The following is a 15,223-nucleotide window of genomic DNA, read 5'->3' on the forward strand; positions in this document are numbered from 1 at the left end:
TGCAAATCAATAGTTTGTGGCGAGCCAGCCCGATTTCAACCCCACTGCAAAACCAATGTGGGAGGGGCTTGCCCCCTCCCACATTGGATTGCATTCCACGGACTCAGCCGCGCTCAGGCTGGAAGCGGGTCACGAAGCCCTTCAGGTTTTGCTGACGGTCCAGCAAATCCCGCAGCCGATCCGCCTCGGCGCGCTCGATCAGCGGCCCGATAAACACCCGGTTCTTGCCGTCGGCGCTACGGATGTAGGCGTTGTAGCCCTGGGCACGCAGCTTCTTCTGCAAGGCGTCGGCGCCTTCACGATTGCCCAGGCTGGCCACCTGGATCGACCAACTGATCGGCAGACCATTCGGGTCGATACGGCTTTGCCCAACATCCGGCTTGCCCGGCGCAGCAGGCTGTGGCGCTACAGGCTTGGGCGCAGGCGCAGGTGTCGCCGGCTTGGCGGCGACCGCCGGAGCAGGTGTCGGCTTGACCACCGGCACGCTTGGCTGCACCGGCATCGACGGCGCCTGCTGCGCGGCCACCTCATCATCGGTCGGCACCGGCTCTTCTTCCGGCAACGCCTGCGGCTCAGGCACCACCACCGGCTCCACCTGCACTTGGGGCACTGCCGGTGCCTGGGGCGCAGCCGGAGCCTCGACAACCACCTGGCGCTGCTCGTCCTGGCGGGAAAACAGCATCGGCAGGAAAATCACCGCCAATGCCACCAGCACCAGGGCTCCAACCATTCGCTGCTTGTATGCGCTATCCAGTAATGCCATGTGCAGCTTCCTCCGTGGAGCGCCGGGCCAACCACTCAAGCGCCTCGGCAACACAATAAAATGATCCGAACAACAGAATCTCGTCCTCGGCCGTCGCCACCGCGCACTGCGCCTCCAGGGCAGCAGTCACGCTTGCATACGACGCCACCGGCACACCAAGGTTCTGTAACGCGATCTCAAGCTCATGGGCCGGACGACTGCGGGGCGTATCCAGCGGCGCTACCGCCCAAGCCTGGACACTGTCCAGCAACGGCGCAACCACGCCCTCCAGGTCCTTATCGGCGAGCAAACCGAATACAGCCAGGCGACGCCCCGCCGGCGGCGTGCGTGCCAGGCGCTTGGCCAGGTATTGCGCTGCATGGGGGTTATGCCCCACATCCAGCAGCAGGTTCAGGCGCTTGCCGTGCCAGTCGAACGCACGACGATCCAGGCGTCCCACCACGCGAGTCGCCAGCAAAGTCGCAGCAATCTGCCCAGCCTGCCAAGGCAGGTCCAGCAACAGATAGGCTTGCAGCGCGAGCGCGGCGTTCTCCATCGGCAGGTTCAGCAAGGGCAGATCACGCAGCTCTACAACCAGCCCAAGGGCATCCCGGCCGCGCCACTGCCAATGCCGGTCACCGATTTCAAGATTGAATTCGCGGCCACGCAGGAAGAATGGGCAGCCCAGCTCACGCACCTTGTCCAGCAAGGGCTGCGGCGGATCCAGGTCACCGCACAGCGCAGGCTTGCCCGGGCGGAAAATCCCGGCCTTTTCATAGGCCACGGACTCGCGGGTATCCCCCAGGTAGTCGGCATGGTCCACGCCAATACTGGTGACCAGCGCCAGGTCGGCATCCACCACGTTGACGGTGTCCAGGCGCCCGCCCAGGCCCACTTCCAATACGACCACATCCAGCTGCGCACGCTCGAACAGCCAGAACGCCGCCAGGGTGCCCATTTCAAAGTAAGTCAGGGAAATCTCACCGCGCCCGGCATCGAGTGCGGCGAAGGCTTCGCAGAGTTGCTCATCGCTGGCTTCGACGCCATTGAGTTGCACCCGCTCGTTGTAACGCAGCAAGTGCGGCGAGCTGTACACGCCGACTTTCAGCCCCTGGGCCTGCAGCAGCGCGGCAACAAAGGCACAGGTAGAGCCCTTGCCGTTGGTGCCGGTCACCGTGATCACACGCGGCGCCGGCCGGCCCAACCCAAGGCGGGCCGCTACCTGTTGCGAGCGCTCCAGGCCCATGTCGATGGCGGACGGATGCAACTGCTCGAGGTAGGCGAGCCATTCGCCCAGGGTACGTTGGGTCATAGGTTCGCAGGCACCGGCGGCACAACGATCGGCTCGACTTTAGGCGCGACGTAAACAGGTGTCGGCAGGCCCATCATCTGCGCCAGCAGGCTACCCAGGCGTGGACGCAGCTCACCGCGCGGAATGATCAGGTCGATTGCGCCGTGCTCCAGCAGGAACTCGCTGCGCTGGAAGCCTTCCGGCAGTTTTTCGCGCACGGTCTGCTCGATCACGCGCGGGCCGGCAAAGCCGATCAACGCTTTCGGCTCACCGACGATCACGTCGCCGAGCATCGCCAGGCTGGCGGAAACGCCGCCGTAGACCGGGTCGGTCAGCACGGAGATGAACGGAATGCCTTCTTCGCGCAGACGCGCCAGCACCGCAGAGGTCTTGGCCATTTGCATCAGGGAGATCAACGCTTCCTGCATCCGCGCACCACCGGAGGCGGCGAAGCAGATCATCGGGCAACGGTTTTCCAGGGCGTAGTTGGCGGCGCGCACGAAGCGCTCGCCGACGATGGCACCCATGGAGCCGCCCATGAAGGAGAACTCGAACGCCGACACTACCACCGGCATGCCCAGCAGCTTGCCGCTGACGGAAATCAACGCGTCCTTCTCACCGGTCTGCTTTTGCGCAGCGGTCAGGCGGTCCTTGTACTTCTTGCCGTCGCGGAACTTGAGACGGTCGACCGGCTCCAGGTCGGCGCCCAGCTCGTTACGGCCGTCGGCGTCGAGGAAGATGTCGATGCGGGCGCGGGCGCCGATACGCATGTGGTGGTTGCACTTGGGGCAAACATCCAGGGTCTTTTCCAGCTCGGGGCGGTACAGCACCGCGTCGCAGGATGGGCACTTGTGCCACAGACCTTCAGGAACCGAGCTTTTCTTCACCTCGGAACGCATGATCGAAGGGATCAGTTTGTCTACTAACCAGTTGCTCATGCTTTCTTTCTCCAGTACCGGTGGCTTGAACACAGCCCCGCGTATGCCCTTGAGCTAAATTCATATGTGGCGATGACGCAGGCTGGACGGGGTCAGACGTTCGACCTGCCATTTCCAGCCTGCATCCTCAGCCTTCCAGACAACCTGCCAGTGCAGGTTGCCACTTCATTTCCGGGCCGCCCTCAGGCGACGCCGCGCTGTTTTACACAGCGGTAGTTATGGACGGCGGCAGACTGCCAGCCGTCACATCCCGTCACTGCTGTTGCGCACCGCGTGCATGAATGCGCGAATCCTGTCGTGATCCTTGATGCCCTTGCCTTGCTCTACCCCACCGCTGACATCCACGGCATACGGCCGGACCTGTTGAATCGCCGCACCGACATTGCCAGGGTTGAGCCCCCCGGCCAGGATGATCGGCTTGCTCAATCCTTCGGGGATCAGCGACCAATCGAACGCTTCGCCGGTACCACCGGGTACGCCTTCGACATACGTGTCCAGCAGAATGCCACGCGCGCCGGAATAGGCAGCGCAAGCCCTCGCGATATCGTCACCCGCCTTGACCCGCAACGCCTTGATATACGGGCGTTGGTAGCTTTCACATTGATCCGGGGTTTCGTCACCGTGAAACTGCAGCATATCCAACTGCACGGCATCCAGGGTTTCGTTGAGTTCGCAGCGGCTGGCGTTGACGAACAAGCCCACGGTGGTCACGAACGGCGGCAGCGCCGCAATGATCGCCCGCGCCTGCAACACATTCACCGCCCGTGGGCTCCTGGCATAAAACACCAGGCCAATGGCATCCGCCCCCGCCTCGACTGCCGCCAGCGCGTCTTCTATGCGGGTAATCCCGCAAATCTTGCTGCGAACGGCAGGCATGTCGTAGAAACCTCAGGGGTTGGACCGATAAAGTCCCGGATGGTAACAAAAGCTTTTCCGGGCGTCAGCCGCCAAGTTCACTGAACCCTGTGAGGAAGTGTGGCCCGATGAAACGCTGCGGCAGTTCGAACTCGTCGCGGTACTCCACATCCACCAGGTACAGGCCAAACGGATGCGCCGTGACGCCGCCCGTGCGGCGAATGCGGCTTTCCAGCACTTCCCTGGCCCATTCCACCGGGCGCTCGCCGGTGCCGATGGTCATCAATACGCCCGCAATGTTGCGCACCATATGGTGCAGGAAGGCGCCGGCGCGGATGTCCAGCACAATCATCTTGCCGTGGCGAGTCACCCGCAGGTGGTGGACTTCCTTGATCGGCGACTTGGCCTGGCACTGGCCGGCACGAAACGCACTGAAATCATGCACCCCTACCAGATGCTGCGCAGCCTCGGCCATGCGCTCGGCATCCAGCGGACGGTGGTTCCAGGTGATTTCTTCGTTGAGGTGCGCGGGACGGATCTGGTCGTTGTAGATCACATAGCGATAACGCCGGGCAATCGCCTTGAAACGCGCATGAAAGTGCGCAGGCATGACCTTGGCCCAACTGACGCTGACGTCATGGGGCAAATTGATATTGGCACCCATCACCCAGGCCTTCATCGTGCGTTCGGCCTGGGTATCGAAGTGCACCACCTGACCGCAGGCATGCACACCGGCATCGGTACGCCCGGCGCACATCAACGACACCGGGGAGTCAGCCACTTTCGACAGCGCCTTCTCCAGGGTTTCCTGCACCGTCAGCACGCCTGACGCCTGGCGCTGCCAGCCGCGATAGCGCGAGCCTTTGTATTCCACGCCGAGGGCGATGCGGTAAAAGCCAGCGGCCGCCATTTCGGCGGCCGGGTTATCTATATTTGCCAAGAACTGAGAGCCTGATGAGTTGCGCGAAGGCGGCCATTATAAATGCGCCAGCTGCGTGGCGTGCGCTTTTGTTGGGGATTGACCTTCCCACACCGCACCGGCATCGACCTTCAGATTTTGCCGAGCATTTCCTTGGCCTCGCCGCGCTGCGCCTCATCACCTTCGGTGAGCACTTCGGAGAGGATGTCCCGCGCGCCGTCGGCATCCCCCATGTCGATATAGGCCTGGGCGAGATCGAGCTTGGTGGCGACTTCATTCGTACCGGACAGGAAATCGAACTCTGGCTCATCATCGCCCAGCGCCGCGTCCTCAGCGGTAAAGGAAGGTTCGATGGGCGGACTTTCCAGGCTCTGGGACAGGCGATCCAGCTCGGCGTTGACATCGTCCAGCTCCGAAGCGAAGGCATCCGGCTTGGCGGCTGCTTCTGGCTCATCCGCCAGGGACAGGTCGAAATCCTCCGGCAAATCGAAGTCATCCAGCGCCGATGGGGTCAGCGTCGGCGGCTCCACGGCAGACACATCCTTCATCTGGTCCTCAAGACCGGAAAGGAAGTCGTCGTCGGACTGCTCGGACGCCGGGTCATTCAGTTGCAGATCCAGGTCGAAGTCCGACAGGTTTTCCTCGTCGGCCTTGGGCGCCGATTGCTGTTCCAGGAGCGCTGCAAACGTCTGTTCGTCGTCCAGGCTGGCTGGCGAAGCCGCCTCCAACTCATCCAGGCTCAGGTCGAAATCGGTGTCGAGTGCATCGGGCTCGGTGGCCGGGACGGCCGGTTTGTCTTCCAGCAGGTCCTTGACGTACTGCGCGTCGAGGGCCGCGGCGGCAACCGCGGCACTGACGCCCGCCGCCAATACCGCCATCGCAGGAAAGCGCGACTTGAGCTGCTCGACCTGGGCATGGTTTTCACCATTGGCCACCAGTTGACGCTCCTGGGTCACGAAACCGTCCTTGTCGCTTTGCAGGCCGTAGACTTCCATCAGCTTCAACCGCAGGTCGCTGCGCTTGGGCTCGTGCTTGATCGCTTGCTCCAGCACATCGGCGGCCTGGTTCAGATGACCACGGTCGATATGGGACTGGGCTTGCGCCAGGGCATCGTTGGCGTTTTGCGGGGCCACGGCAGCGGCCAGCGGCGCGAGCACGGAGGCAACCGTCGGAACCGCTACCGCCGGCGCAACCACTGGAGCAGGTGCCGGAGCGGCTGCCAGCTTGACGTTCGGCGGCGGCACTTCGAGGCCTTCGAAACTGTCCGACGGCAGGTCCTGTTCGATGTTCGAGGTAAATTCCGGCTCTTCAGCCAGCGCCCGCGCCATGCGCAAGTGCTTCTCCTCTTCACGACGGGCGTTGCGATGGCGCGCCCACAGCAGCAGGAGCAGCAACACCACCAGGCCAGCCGCGCCGCCGATCACACCGAGGACAACCGGATTGGTCAGCAGATCATTGAACTTGCCTTCGGTGGTGTCAGGTGCGGCGGCCGGTTTAGCCGCCTCAGGTGCCGGCGCCGCCGGGGTTGGGGTTGGCGCGGCGGGCTGTGCAGCGGGTGCTGCCGGCGTGGCGGCCGGGTCGCTTGCCAGCTGTGCGGGCATCGCTGCCGTCGCCGCTACGGCCGGGTCGCCTTTTTCTGCCTGCAAACGGGCCAGCTGATCGTTTTTCAATTGAATCAACTTTTGCAGTTTATCCAACTGGCTTTGCAGATCTGCGGCACGGCTCTTGAGCTCTTCGTTATCGCGGCGAGTGGTGTCCAGTTGCTCCTGGGTCATCGCCAGCTTGTCGCTCAGGACCTGGCTGTCGCCGGCCTTGCCCTTGCCGCCTTTCCTGGCTGCTTCAGCCGAGACCAGGCTCAGGTTGTCCTGGGCATTGGTGGTCGACGGCGCGTTGCCGGCCTGGGCACGCTTGGTGGCGTCCAGTTGCTGCTTGCCGGCCGCCTGATTGGTAGCCCCGCGCCGCCCCTGGCGCCACGCGGCATTTTGCACCCTCACTTCGGCGATTGCCTGAGGTTGCGGCAACGCCGTGCTTTGTACGGTGTCCGGCAGGCGCAGCACTTGGCCGGTTTTCAGGCGGTTGATATTGCCGTCGATAAAGGCGTCGGGGTTGAGGGCCTGAATGGCCAGCATGGTCTGCTGCACCGAGCCGCCATTGCGGTGCTTCTGCGCAATTTCCCACAGGGTGTCGCGGGACGTGGTGGTGTGCTGGGCCGGCTTGCTCACAGCGGGCGCAGTGCGGGCGGGCGCTCCCACGCGTGGTGCAGGTGCTGCGGAGGTCGAAGTCGACTGGTCGAACTTGGCAGGGTCGAGCAACACGCTGTAGTCGCGCATCAGGCGGCCATTGGGCCATTGCACCTGCAGCAGGAAACGTACGTAGGAATCCGGCAGCGGCTTGCTGGAGGTGACGCGCACCACGCTGCGACCACTGGGATTGATGACCGGGGTAAACGTCAGGTCATCGAGAAACGCCTGGCGATCGACGCCCGCGTCCACGAACGCCTGGGATGAGGCCAGGCTCGGGGTGATCTCGGACGCCGTGAGGCCACCGACATCGAGCAATTCGATTTCCACCGACAACGGCTGGTTCAACTTCGATTTAAGGGTCATTTCCCCCAGCTGCAGCGCCTGCGCCATACCGGAGGACAGCGCCGAGGCGGCCGCTATTGCTAACACCAGTTTGCGAACTTGAACCATAGCCTCATCCTTTGTTTGAACACTCCCCGGCCTGCGAGAAGGTTGGTAACCGCTTGCCATAAGGCATGGCGAGCCGATAGGTCACCGACGCGCAATTGTTCCTGCTTGGGGCCAAGCATAGCGCCTGGTTAGAATCAATCTACAAATTGCCGCCAAGTATCTTTTACGCAAGGCGTTTTATCAACAACTGCGCCAGTTGCACGGCGTTAAGGGCGGCGCCCTTGCGTACGTTATCTGACGTCAGCCACAGATTTAGTTCAGCCGCGTCATCCACTCCTGCGCGCACCCGGCCTACATAGACCACATCCTGGCCCACTGCGTCGCCCACGGCTGTAGGGTAATCCCCCTCTTCTACCAGCTCGATACCCGGCGCGGCCTCCAATGCGCGGTTGACGGCGGCAAGATCGACTGCCGCGCCCAATTGCAACGACACAGTCAGGCTATCGCCAAAAAACACCGGGGCTTGAACGCAAGTTGCGGAAATCTTTAGCAAAGGTAACTCCAGGACTGCGCGCAGCTCGTGAACCAGGCGCTTTTCCAAGGCGGTATGCCCTTGGGCGTCTGGCGTGCCGACTTGTGCCAACAAGTTGAAGGCCATTTGCCGGTCAAAGAACTTAGGTTCCAGAGGGCGCACGTTCAGTAGCTCGGCGGTCTGACGGGCCAATTCGCTGACGGCTTCGCGGCCCTGGGCAGACACTGCCAGGCTGGCAGTGACGGCGACACGCTGGATGTCCAGCAAGCCGCGCAACGGCGCCAGCACCACCGCCAGGTTGGTGGCGGACGGGCTCGGGCTGCCGAGCTGGAACGGTTTTTCCAGGCCGTCGAGGACATGGGCATTGGCTTCCGGCACCACCTGGGGCGCCTGCTCGGCGGGCAAGGCTCCCGACAAGTCGATCACCGAGCAACCCGCCGCCGTGGCTCGCGGCGCGAAGCTCAGGGTGACTGCCGGGCCTGCGGCGAAGAAGGCCAGTTGCGCCTTGCTGAAATCGAATTCGTCGACCTCCTTGACCCGTACGTTCTTGCCGCGAAACGGTACCGACGCGCCAGCAGAATTACTGCCCGCCAGCAGGTACAGGGTGCCCACCGGGAATGCCAGCTCTTCGAGAATCTGCACCAGGGTTTCTCCGACCGTACCGGTGGCACCGATCACGGCAATTTCAAAGGTCTGGGTCATGGGGGCTGCCTCGGGCATTGCGGGGGGAGCGGCACTTTACCGGGTGGCCGGAAGTGAGGCAATTAGCCTGGGGCTGGTGGAGTGGCTGATGGCGCTATCGGGGGCAAGCCCCCTCCCACATTCAACCGAGTTCCAACGTTGAAATGCTGTTCACTGTGGGAGGGGGCTTGCTCCCGATAGCGCCCGAAAGAACAATAAAAAACCCGCGCCTGTCACCAGAACGCGGGTTTCTATTATTGCTTCAAGCGATCAACGCTCCAGCAAGATCCGCAGCATGCGACGCAGCGGCTCCGCCGCGCCCCACAGCAGTTGGTCGCCGACGGTGAACGCCCCCAGGTACTGGGTGCCCATGTTCAGCTTGCGCAGACGGCCCACCGGTACATTCAGGGTGCCGGTGACCTTGGTCGGGCTCAGCTCCTGCATGCTGATGTCGCGGTTGTTCGGCACCAGCTTGACCCAGGGGTTGTGCTGACTGATCAGCCCTTCGATATCAGCGATCGGCACGTCTTTGTTCAGCTTGATGGTCAGCGCCTGGCTGTGGCAGCGCATGGCGCCGATGCGCACGCAGATGCCATCCACCGGGATCGGGCTCTTGAACCGGCCGAGGATCTTGTTGGTCTCGGCCTGGGCCTTCCACTCTTCGCGGCTCTGGCCGTTCGGCAGCTCTTTGTCGATCCACGGGATCAGGCTGCCGGCCAATGGCACACCGAAGTTCTCGGTCGGGTAGGCATCGCTGCGCATGGCTTCGGCCACACGGCGGTCGATGTCGAGGATCGCGCTGGCCGGGTCGGCCAGTTGATCGGCGACAGCGGCGTGGGTCGCGCCCATCTGCTTGATCAGCTCACGCATGTTCTGCGCGCCGGCACCGGAAGCTGCCTGATAAGTCATGGCGCTCATCCACTCGACCAGGCCGGCTTCGAACAGGCCGCCCAGGCCCATCAGCATCAGGCTGACGGTGCAGTTGCCGCCCACATAATTCTTGGTGCCGGCATCCAGCTGCTGGTCGATGACCTTGCGGTTGACCGGGTCGAGGATGATCACGGCGTCGTCCTGCATGCGCAGGCTCGAGGCGGCGTCGATCCAGTAACCCTGCCAGCCGGCTTCACGCAGCTTGGGGAAGACTTCGCTGGTGTAGTCGCCACCCTGGCAGGTGAGGATCACGTCGAGGGTTTTCAGCTCTTCAATGCTGTAGGCGTCCTTGAGCGGGGCAATATCCTTGCCCACGGACGGCCCTTGGCCACCTACGTTCGAAGTGGTGAAAAACACCGGCTCAATAAGATCGAAATCCTGCTCTTCCAGCATCCGCTGCATGAGCACGGAACCGACCATACCGCGCCAACCGATCAGACCTACACGTTTCATCGCAACTACACCTTGTTAAAAAGTGGGCCGCCTTGCAGCAACAACTGCAAGCGGGCCCGAGAGATTACAGATTCCGCAGCGCGGCGACTACTGCGTCGCCCATTTCCTGCGTACCCACCTTGGTGCAACCCTGCGACCAGATGTCGCCGGTGCGCAGGCCCTGGTCCAGCACCAGGCTCACGGCCTTCTCGATCGCATCCGCGGCGTCGCTCAGGTTGAAGCTGTAACGCAGCATCATCGAGACCGACAGGATGGTCGCCAGCGGGTTGGCAATGCCCTGGCCCGCAATGTCCGGCGCCGAGCCGTGGCAAGGCTCGTACATGCCCTTGTTATTGGTGTCCAGGGACGCCGACGGCAGCATGCCGATGGAACCGGTGAGCATCGACGCCTGGTCGGACAGGATGTCGCCGAACAGGTTGTCGGTGACGATCACGTCGAACTGCTTCGGCGCACGGACCAGTTGCATGGCGGCGTTGTCGACGTACATGTGGCTCAGCTCGACGTCCGGGTAGTCCTTGGCCACTTCTTCGACGATTTCGCGCCACAGTTGGCTGGAGGCCAGGACGTTGGCCTTGTCCACCGAGCAGACCTTCTTGCCACGCACACGGGCCATGTCGAAACCGACGCGGGCGATACGGCGGATTTCGCTCTCGCTGTACGGCAGGGTGTCGTAGGCCTGGCGCTCACCATTCTCCAACTCGCGCACGCCCCGTGGCGAGCCAAAGTAGATACCGCCGGTCAGTTCACGCACGATCAGGATATCCAGGCCCGCTACCACTTCCGGCTTCAGGCTCGATGCGTCGGCCAGTTGCGGGTAGAGGATCGCCGGGCGCAGGTTGCCGAACAGGCCCAGTTGCGCGCGGATTTTCAGCAGGCCGCGCTCAGGGCGGATATCACGCTCGATCTTGTCCCACTTCGGGCCACCCACGGCGCCAAGCAGCACCGCATCGGCGGCGCGGGCGCGGTCCAGGGTTTCGTCGGCCAGGGGCACGCCGTGCTTGTCGATGGCAGCGCCGCCGATCACGTCGTGGCTCAATTCGAAGCCCAGGCTGTACTTGCTGTTGGCAAGCTCCAGGACCTTGACCGCTTCGGCCATGATTTCCGGACCAATACCGTCGCCAGGGAGAATCAGAATCTGCTTGCTCATGGGTTCCTCATTTCATCGAGCGACCTGCCCGTGGGCAGGTCGGGAAAATTAATCAGCGTTCGGCCCAGACCACCAGCACGTCGGTGCTGAAGGTGCCGTCGGCCTGAATCTCGTAGTAATCGCGCACTTCCTGGCCCATCGCCTGCTGCAGCTCCAGGATCGCGGCGCGCAGCACCTGCGGTGTACGCATACGTTCGACCCACGAGGTGTATTCAAGGCGCAGGCGCTGGCGGCTGCTGTTGCGTACATGCAAACCGGCTTCGCTGAGCTGGCGCATCCATTCGGCGGCGGAGTAGTCACGCACGTGGCTGGTGTCGCGCAGCACTTCGACGGTTTGCAGGTAAGTGTCCAGCAACGGGCTGCCCGGTGACAAGACATCGACAAACGCCGCCACGCCGCCCGGCTTGAGCACGCGGCGCACTTCGCGCAGCGCCACGCCGAGGTCGCTCCAATGGTGCGCCGAATAACGGCTGAACACGAAGTCGAATTCGCCATCGGCGAACGGCAGGCGCTCGGCGGCGCCGTTTACGGTGCCGATATTGGTGAGACCGCGATCTTGCGCAGCGGCGGCCACCACATCGAGCATCTGCTGGGACAGGTCGTAGGCCACCACTTCCTTGACCAATGGCGCCACATGGAAACTCACATGACCGGCACCGCAACCCAGGTCCAGCAGCCGTGCATGGCCCTGCCCGGCCAGTTCGGCCTGGAGCAGCGCGAATTCGGTGCCTTGGGCGTGCACGGCACTGCTCAGGTAGGCAGACGCCTGTTCGCCGAATTGTTTTTGCACGACTTGGGTGTGGGCGGTGCTGGTCATGGTGGCATCCTTCAAGGGTTGTGTTGCTGGTATCGGCCCTATCGGGGGCAAGCCCCCTCCCACATTTGGAATGCGTTCCCCCTGTGGAGGGGGCTTGCCCCCGATGAGGCCGGTCCTGCCTACATCAATTTATGCGTCACGAAACAACCAGGGCTGGCTCGCCCGGTGCCTGGCTTCGAACGCGGCAATCGCATCGCCGTCCTGCAAGGTCAGGCCGATATCGTCCAGGCCGTTGATCAGGCAGTGCTTGCGGAAGGCGTCCACCTCAAAGTGGTACACCTTGCCGTCCGGACGGGTCACGGTTTGCGCAGCCAGGTCGATGGTCAACTGGTAGCCCACATCGGCTTCCACTTGCTTGAACAGCTCGTCGACTTCTTCGTCGGTCAGGATGATCGGCAACAGGCCGTTCTTGAAGCTGTTGTTGAAGAAGATGTCGGCATAACTCGGCGCGATGATGCTGCGAAAGCCATATTCTTCCAGGGCCCACGGCGCGTGCTCGCGGCTGGAACCGCAACCGAAGTTTTCCCGGGCCAGCAACACGCTGGCGCCCTGGTAGCGCTCGGCGTTGAGCACGAAGTCTTTGTTCAGCGGGCGCTTGGAGTTGTCCTGGTAGGCGTAGCCCACGTCCAGGTAGCGCCATTCGTCGAACAGGTTGGGGCCGAAACCGGTGCGTTTGATCGATTTCAAGAACTGCTTGGGGATGATCTGGTCGGTGTCGACGTTGGCACGGTCCAACGGCGCGACCAAACCGGTGTGTTGGGTAAAAGCTCTCATCGGGTTTTCCTCAGATCAATTCGCGAACGTCGATGAAACGACCGTTGACGGCAGCGGCGGCGGCCATGGCCGGGCTGACCAGGTGGGTACGGCCACCCGCGCCCTGACGCCCTTCGAAGTTACGGTTGGAGGTGGACGCGCAATGCTCGCCCGACTCCAGGCGATCCGGGTTCATCGCCAGGCACATTGAGCAGCCCGGCTCACGCCACTCGAAACCGGCTTCGAGGAAGATCTTGTCCAGGCCTTCGGCCTCAGCCTGGGCTTTTACCAGGCCCGAGCCTGGCACCACGATGGCCTGCTTGATGGTCGAGGCGACTTTGCGGCCCTTGGCGATCACCGCCGCCGCGCGCAGGTCTTCGATCCGCGAGTTGGTGCAGGAGCCGATAAACACGCGATCCAACTGGATGTCGGTGATCGCCTGGTTGGCCTTCAAGCCCATGTACTTCAAGGCGCGCTCGATGGAACCGCGCTTGACCAGGTCGGCTTCCTGCGCCGGGTCCGGCACGTTCTGGTCGACGGCCAGGACCATTTCCGGCGAAGTGCCCCAGCTGACCTGCGGCTTGATCTGGGCAGCATCGAGTTCAACCACGGTGTCGAACACCGCATCGGCGTCGGACACCAGGTCTTTCCAGGCTTCGACCGCGGCGTCCCAATCGGCGCCTTGCGGTGCAAATGGGCGCCCCTTCACGTATTCAACGGTTTTCTCGTCCGCCGCCACCATGCCCACGCGGGCACCGGCTTCGATGGACATGTTGCAGATGGTCATGCGGCCTTCGATGGACAGGTCGCGAATGGCGCTGCCGGCGAACTCGATGGCATGGCCGTTACCGCCGGCGGTGCCGATCTTGCCGATCACGGCGAGCACGATGTCCTTGGCGGTCACGCCGAACGGCAAGGTGCCTTCGACACGCACCAGCATGTTCTTCATTTTCTTGGCGACCAGGCACTGGGTGGCGAACACATGCTCCACCTCCGAGGTGCCGATGCCGTGGGCCAGGGCGCCAAACGCACCGTGGGTGGAAGTGTGGGAGTCGCCGCAGACCACGGTCATGCCCGGCAAGGTGGCGCCCTGCTCCGGGCCGATCACGTGGACGATCCCTTGACGCACGTCATTCATCTTGAATTCGGTGATGCCATATTCGTCGCAGTAGTCGTCGAGGGTCTGCACCTGCAAGCGCGACACGGTGTCGACAATGGCGTCGATCCCACCCTTGCGCTCCGGGGTGGTCGGTACGTTGTGGTCCGGGGTGGCGATGATCGAGTCGACGCGCCAAGGCTTGCGCCCGGCCAGCCGCAGGCCTTCGAACGCTTGGGGCGAGGTCACTTCATGGATGATGTGACGGTCGATATAGATCAGCGACGAGCCATCGTCGCGCCGTTTCACTTCATGGGAATCCCAAAGCTTGTCGTAAAGCGTTTTGCCGGCCATCAGTCGGTCCTCATCAGCGGTGTTTCTATGCGCCGGGCTTTTCAATAACCCTTTGGCTTGTGAGGCTGATGGTATGGCGCTACATTAAATAACTCAAATTCATATTTTTTATGCTTTGGATTACCAACTGGAATACAACCATGGACCTGGCCAACCTCAATGCCTTTATTGCCATCGCCGAGACCGGCAGCTTCTCCGGCGCAGGTGAACGCCTGCACCTGACCCAGCCGGCCATCAGCAAGCGCATCGCCGGCCTGGAACAGCAATTGAAGGTGCGACTGTTCGATCGCCTGGGCCGTGAAGTCGGCTTGACCGAAGCCGGCCGGGCCTTGCTGCCGCGCGCTTATCAGATTCTCAACGTGCTGGACGACACCCGCCGCGCCCTCACCAACCTCACGGGAGAAGTCAGCGGCCGCCTCACTTTGGCCACCAGCCACCATATCGGGCTGCATCGTTTGCCACCGATCCTGCGCACCTTCACCCGGGAATACCCGAACGTGGCCCTGGATATTCAGTTTCTCGATTCGGAAGTGGCCTACGAAGAAATCCTCCACGGCCGCGCCGAAGTGGCGGTGATCACCCTGGCGCCCGCCCCCCATCACCTGGTAAGCGCCACCCCGGTGTGGGACGACCCGCTGGATTTCGTGGTGGCGCCGGAGCACAGCCTCACCGGCAACCGCGACGTCAGCCTGGCCGATATTGCTGGCCACCCGGCGGTTTTCCCTGGCGGTAATACCTTTACCCACCATATTGTCAGCCGTCTGTTCGAGGCCCAGGGCCTTACGCCGAACATCGCGATGAGTACCAACTATCTGGAAACCATCAAGATGATGGTCTCCATCGGCCTGGCCTGGAGCGTCTTGCCGCGCACCATGCTCGATGATCAGGTGGCGAGCATCGCTTTGCCGGGCATACAACTCAGTCGCCAGCTAGGCTATATCGTGCACACCGAAAGGACACTGTCGAACGCTGCGCGGGCGTTCATGAGCCTGTTGGATGCACAGGTGGATCTGCCAGTGATACCGGTATGACGCCGTGCGGCCCCAGGTTGTGAATAAAACCGCGCTGTTTGCCCATCGAGC

The 15,223-nt window shown here is 62.7% G+C and carries 13 protein-coding genes; 1 reads left to right on the top strand and 12 read right to left on the bottom strand.

Annotation, left to right across the window (positions count from 1 at the left end; translation table 11 throughout):
- Positions 1-103: 103 nt before the first annotated feature.
- The 12 genes from J1N02_RS03680 to leuC all read right to left on the bottom strand — a co-directional run bounded on the left by J1N02_RS03680 (position 104) and on the right by leuC (position 14,141).
- Positions 104-763 carry an SPOR domain-containing protein gene (locus tag J1N02_RS03680; RefSeq protein ID WP_027604078.1) on the bottom strand — a complete coding sequence of 220 codons (660 nt, stop codon included), beginning with the start codon at positions 761-763 and terminating at the stop codon, positions 104-106.
- Positions 747-2,054 carry a bifunctional tetrahydrofolate synthase/dihydrofolate synthase gene (gene folC / locus J1N02_RS03685; protein ID WP_368964121.1) on the bottom strand — a complete coding sequence of 436 codons (1,308 nt, stop codon included), beginning with the start codon at positions 2,052-2,054 and terminating at the stop codon, positions 747-749. The genes J1N02_RS03680 and folC overlap by 17 nt, the downstream gene beginning before the upstream one ends.
- On the bottom strand, positions 2,051-2,971 hold the full coding sequence (gene accD, locus J1N02_RS03690) for an acetyl-CoA carboxylase, carboxyltransferase subunit beta (protein ID WP_027604076.1): 921 nt from the start codon (positions 2,969-2,971) through the stop codon (positions 2,051-2,053). Before accD ends, folC begins: the two co-directional genes overlap by 4 nt.
- A 243-nt stretch (positions 2,972-3,214) precedes the next feature.
- Positions 3,215-3,847: a phosphoribosylanthranilate isomerase gene (locus tag J1N02_RS03695; protein ID WP_027604075.1), complete on the bottom strand. Its 633-nt coding sequence runs from the start codon at positions 3,845-3,847 to the stop codon at positions 3,215-3,217.
- 64 nt (positions 3,848-3,911) lie between these two features.
- A complete protein-coding gene (truA, locus tag J1N02_RS03700; protein ID WP_027604074.1) occupies positions 3,912-4,736 on the bottom strand; it encodes a tRNA pseudouridine(38-40) synthase TruA in 825 nt (274 codons plus the stop codon).
- Between the two features lie 140 nt (positions 4,737-4,876).
- Positions 4,877-7,438: a FimV/HubP family polar landmark protein gene (locus J1N02_RS03705; RefSeq protein WP_421147157.1), complete on the bottom strand. Its 2,562-nt coding sequence runs from the start codon at positions 7,436-7,438 to the stop codon at positions 4,877-4,879.
- Between the two features lie 163 nt (positions 7,439-7,601).
- Positions 7,602-8,612, bottom strand: a complete 1,011-nt coding sequence (locus tag J1N02_RS03710; protein WP_027604072.1) for an aspartate-semialdehyde dehydrogenase — start codon at positions 8,610-8,612, stop codon at positions 7,602-7,604.
- Between the two features lie 249 nt (positions 8,613-8,861).
- Positions 8,862-9,974 (bottom strand): aspartate-semialdehyde dehydrogenase, encoded by a 1,113-nt coding sequence (asd, locus tag J1N02_RS03715; RefSeq protein WP_027604071.1) that lies wholly within the window; start codon positions 9,972-9,974, stop codon positions 8,862-8,864.
- 64 nt (positions 9,975-10,038) lie between these two features.
- Positions 10,039-11,121 (bottom strand): 3-isopropylmalate dehydrogenase, encoded by a 1,083-nt coding sequence (gene leuB, locus J1N02_RS03720; protein ID WP_017530190.1) that lies wholly within the window; start codon positions 11,119-11,121, stop codon positions 10,039-10,041.
- A gap of 52 nt (positions 11,122-11,173) precedes the next feature.
- The gene (locus J1N02_RS03725; protein WP_092354911.1) at positions 11,174-11,938 is read right to left on the bottom strand and encodes a class I SAM-dependent methyltransferase; all 765 of its coding nucleotides are present in this window, start codon (positions 11,936-11,938) and stop codon (positions 11,174-11,176) included.
- 129 nt (positions 11,939-12,067) lie between these two features.
- On the bottom strand, positions 12,068-12,712 hold the full coding sequence (gene leuD, locus J1N02_RS03730) for a 3-isopropylmalate dehydratase small subunit (RefSeq protein WP_027604069.1): 645 nt from the start codon (positions 12,710-12,712) through the stop codon (positions 12,068-12,070).
- 10 nt (positions 12,713-12,722) lie between these two features.
- Positions 12,723-14,141, bottom strand: a complete 1,419-nt coding sequence (gene leuC / locus J1N02_RS03735; protein WP_027604068.1) for a 3-isopropylmalate dehydratase large subunit — start codon at positions 14,139-14,141, stop codon at positions 12,723-12,725.
- Positions 14,142-14,281: 140 nt separating this feature from the next.
- Here leuC and J1N02_RS03740 point away from each other — a divergent pair, with 140 nt between their 5' ends.
- Positions 14,282-15,172, top strand: a complete 891-nt coding sequence (locus tag J1N02_RS03740; RefSeq protein WP_027604067.1) for a LysR family transcriptional regulator — start codon at positions 14,282-14,284, stop codon at positions 15,170-15,172.
- Positions 15,173-15,223 lie beyond the last annotated feature (51 nt).

Origin of the sequence: Pseudomonas sp. NFX5 (assembly GCF_049132125.1) — a bacterium.
Lineage (GTDB): Bacteria > Pseudomonadota > Gammaproteobacteria > Pseudomonadales > Pseudomonadaceae > Aquipseudomonas > Aquipseudomonas marginalis.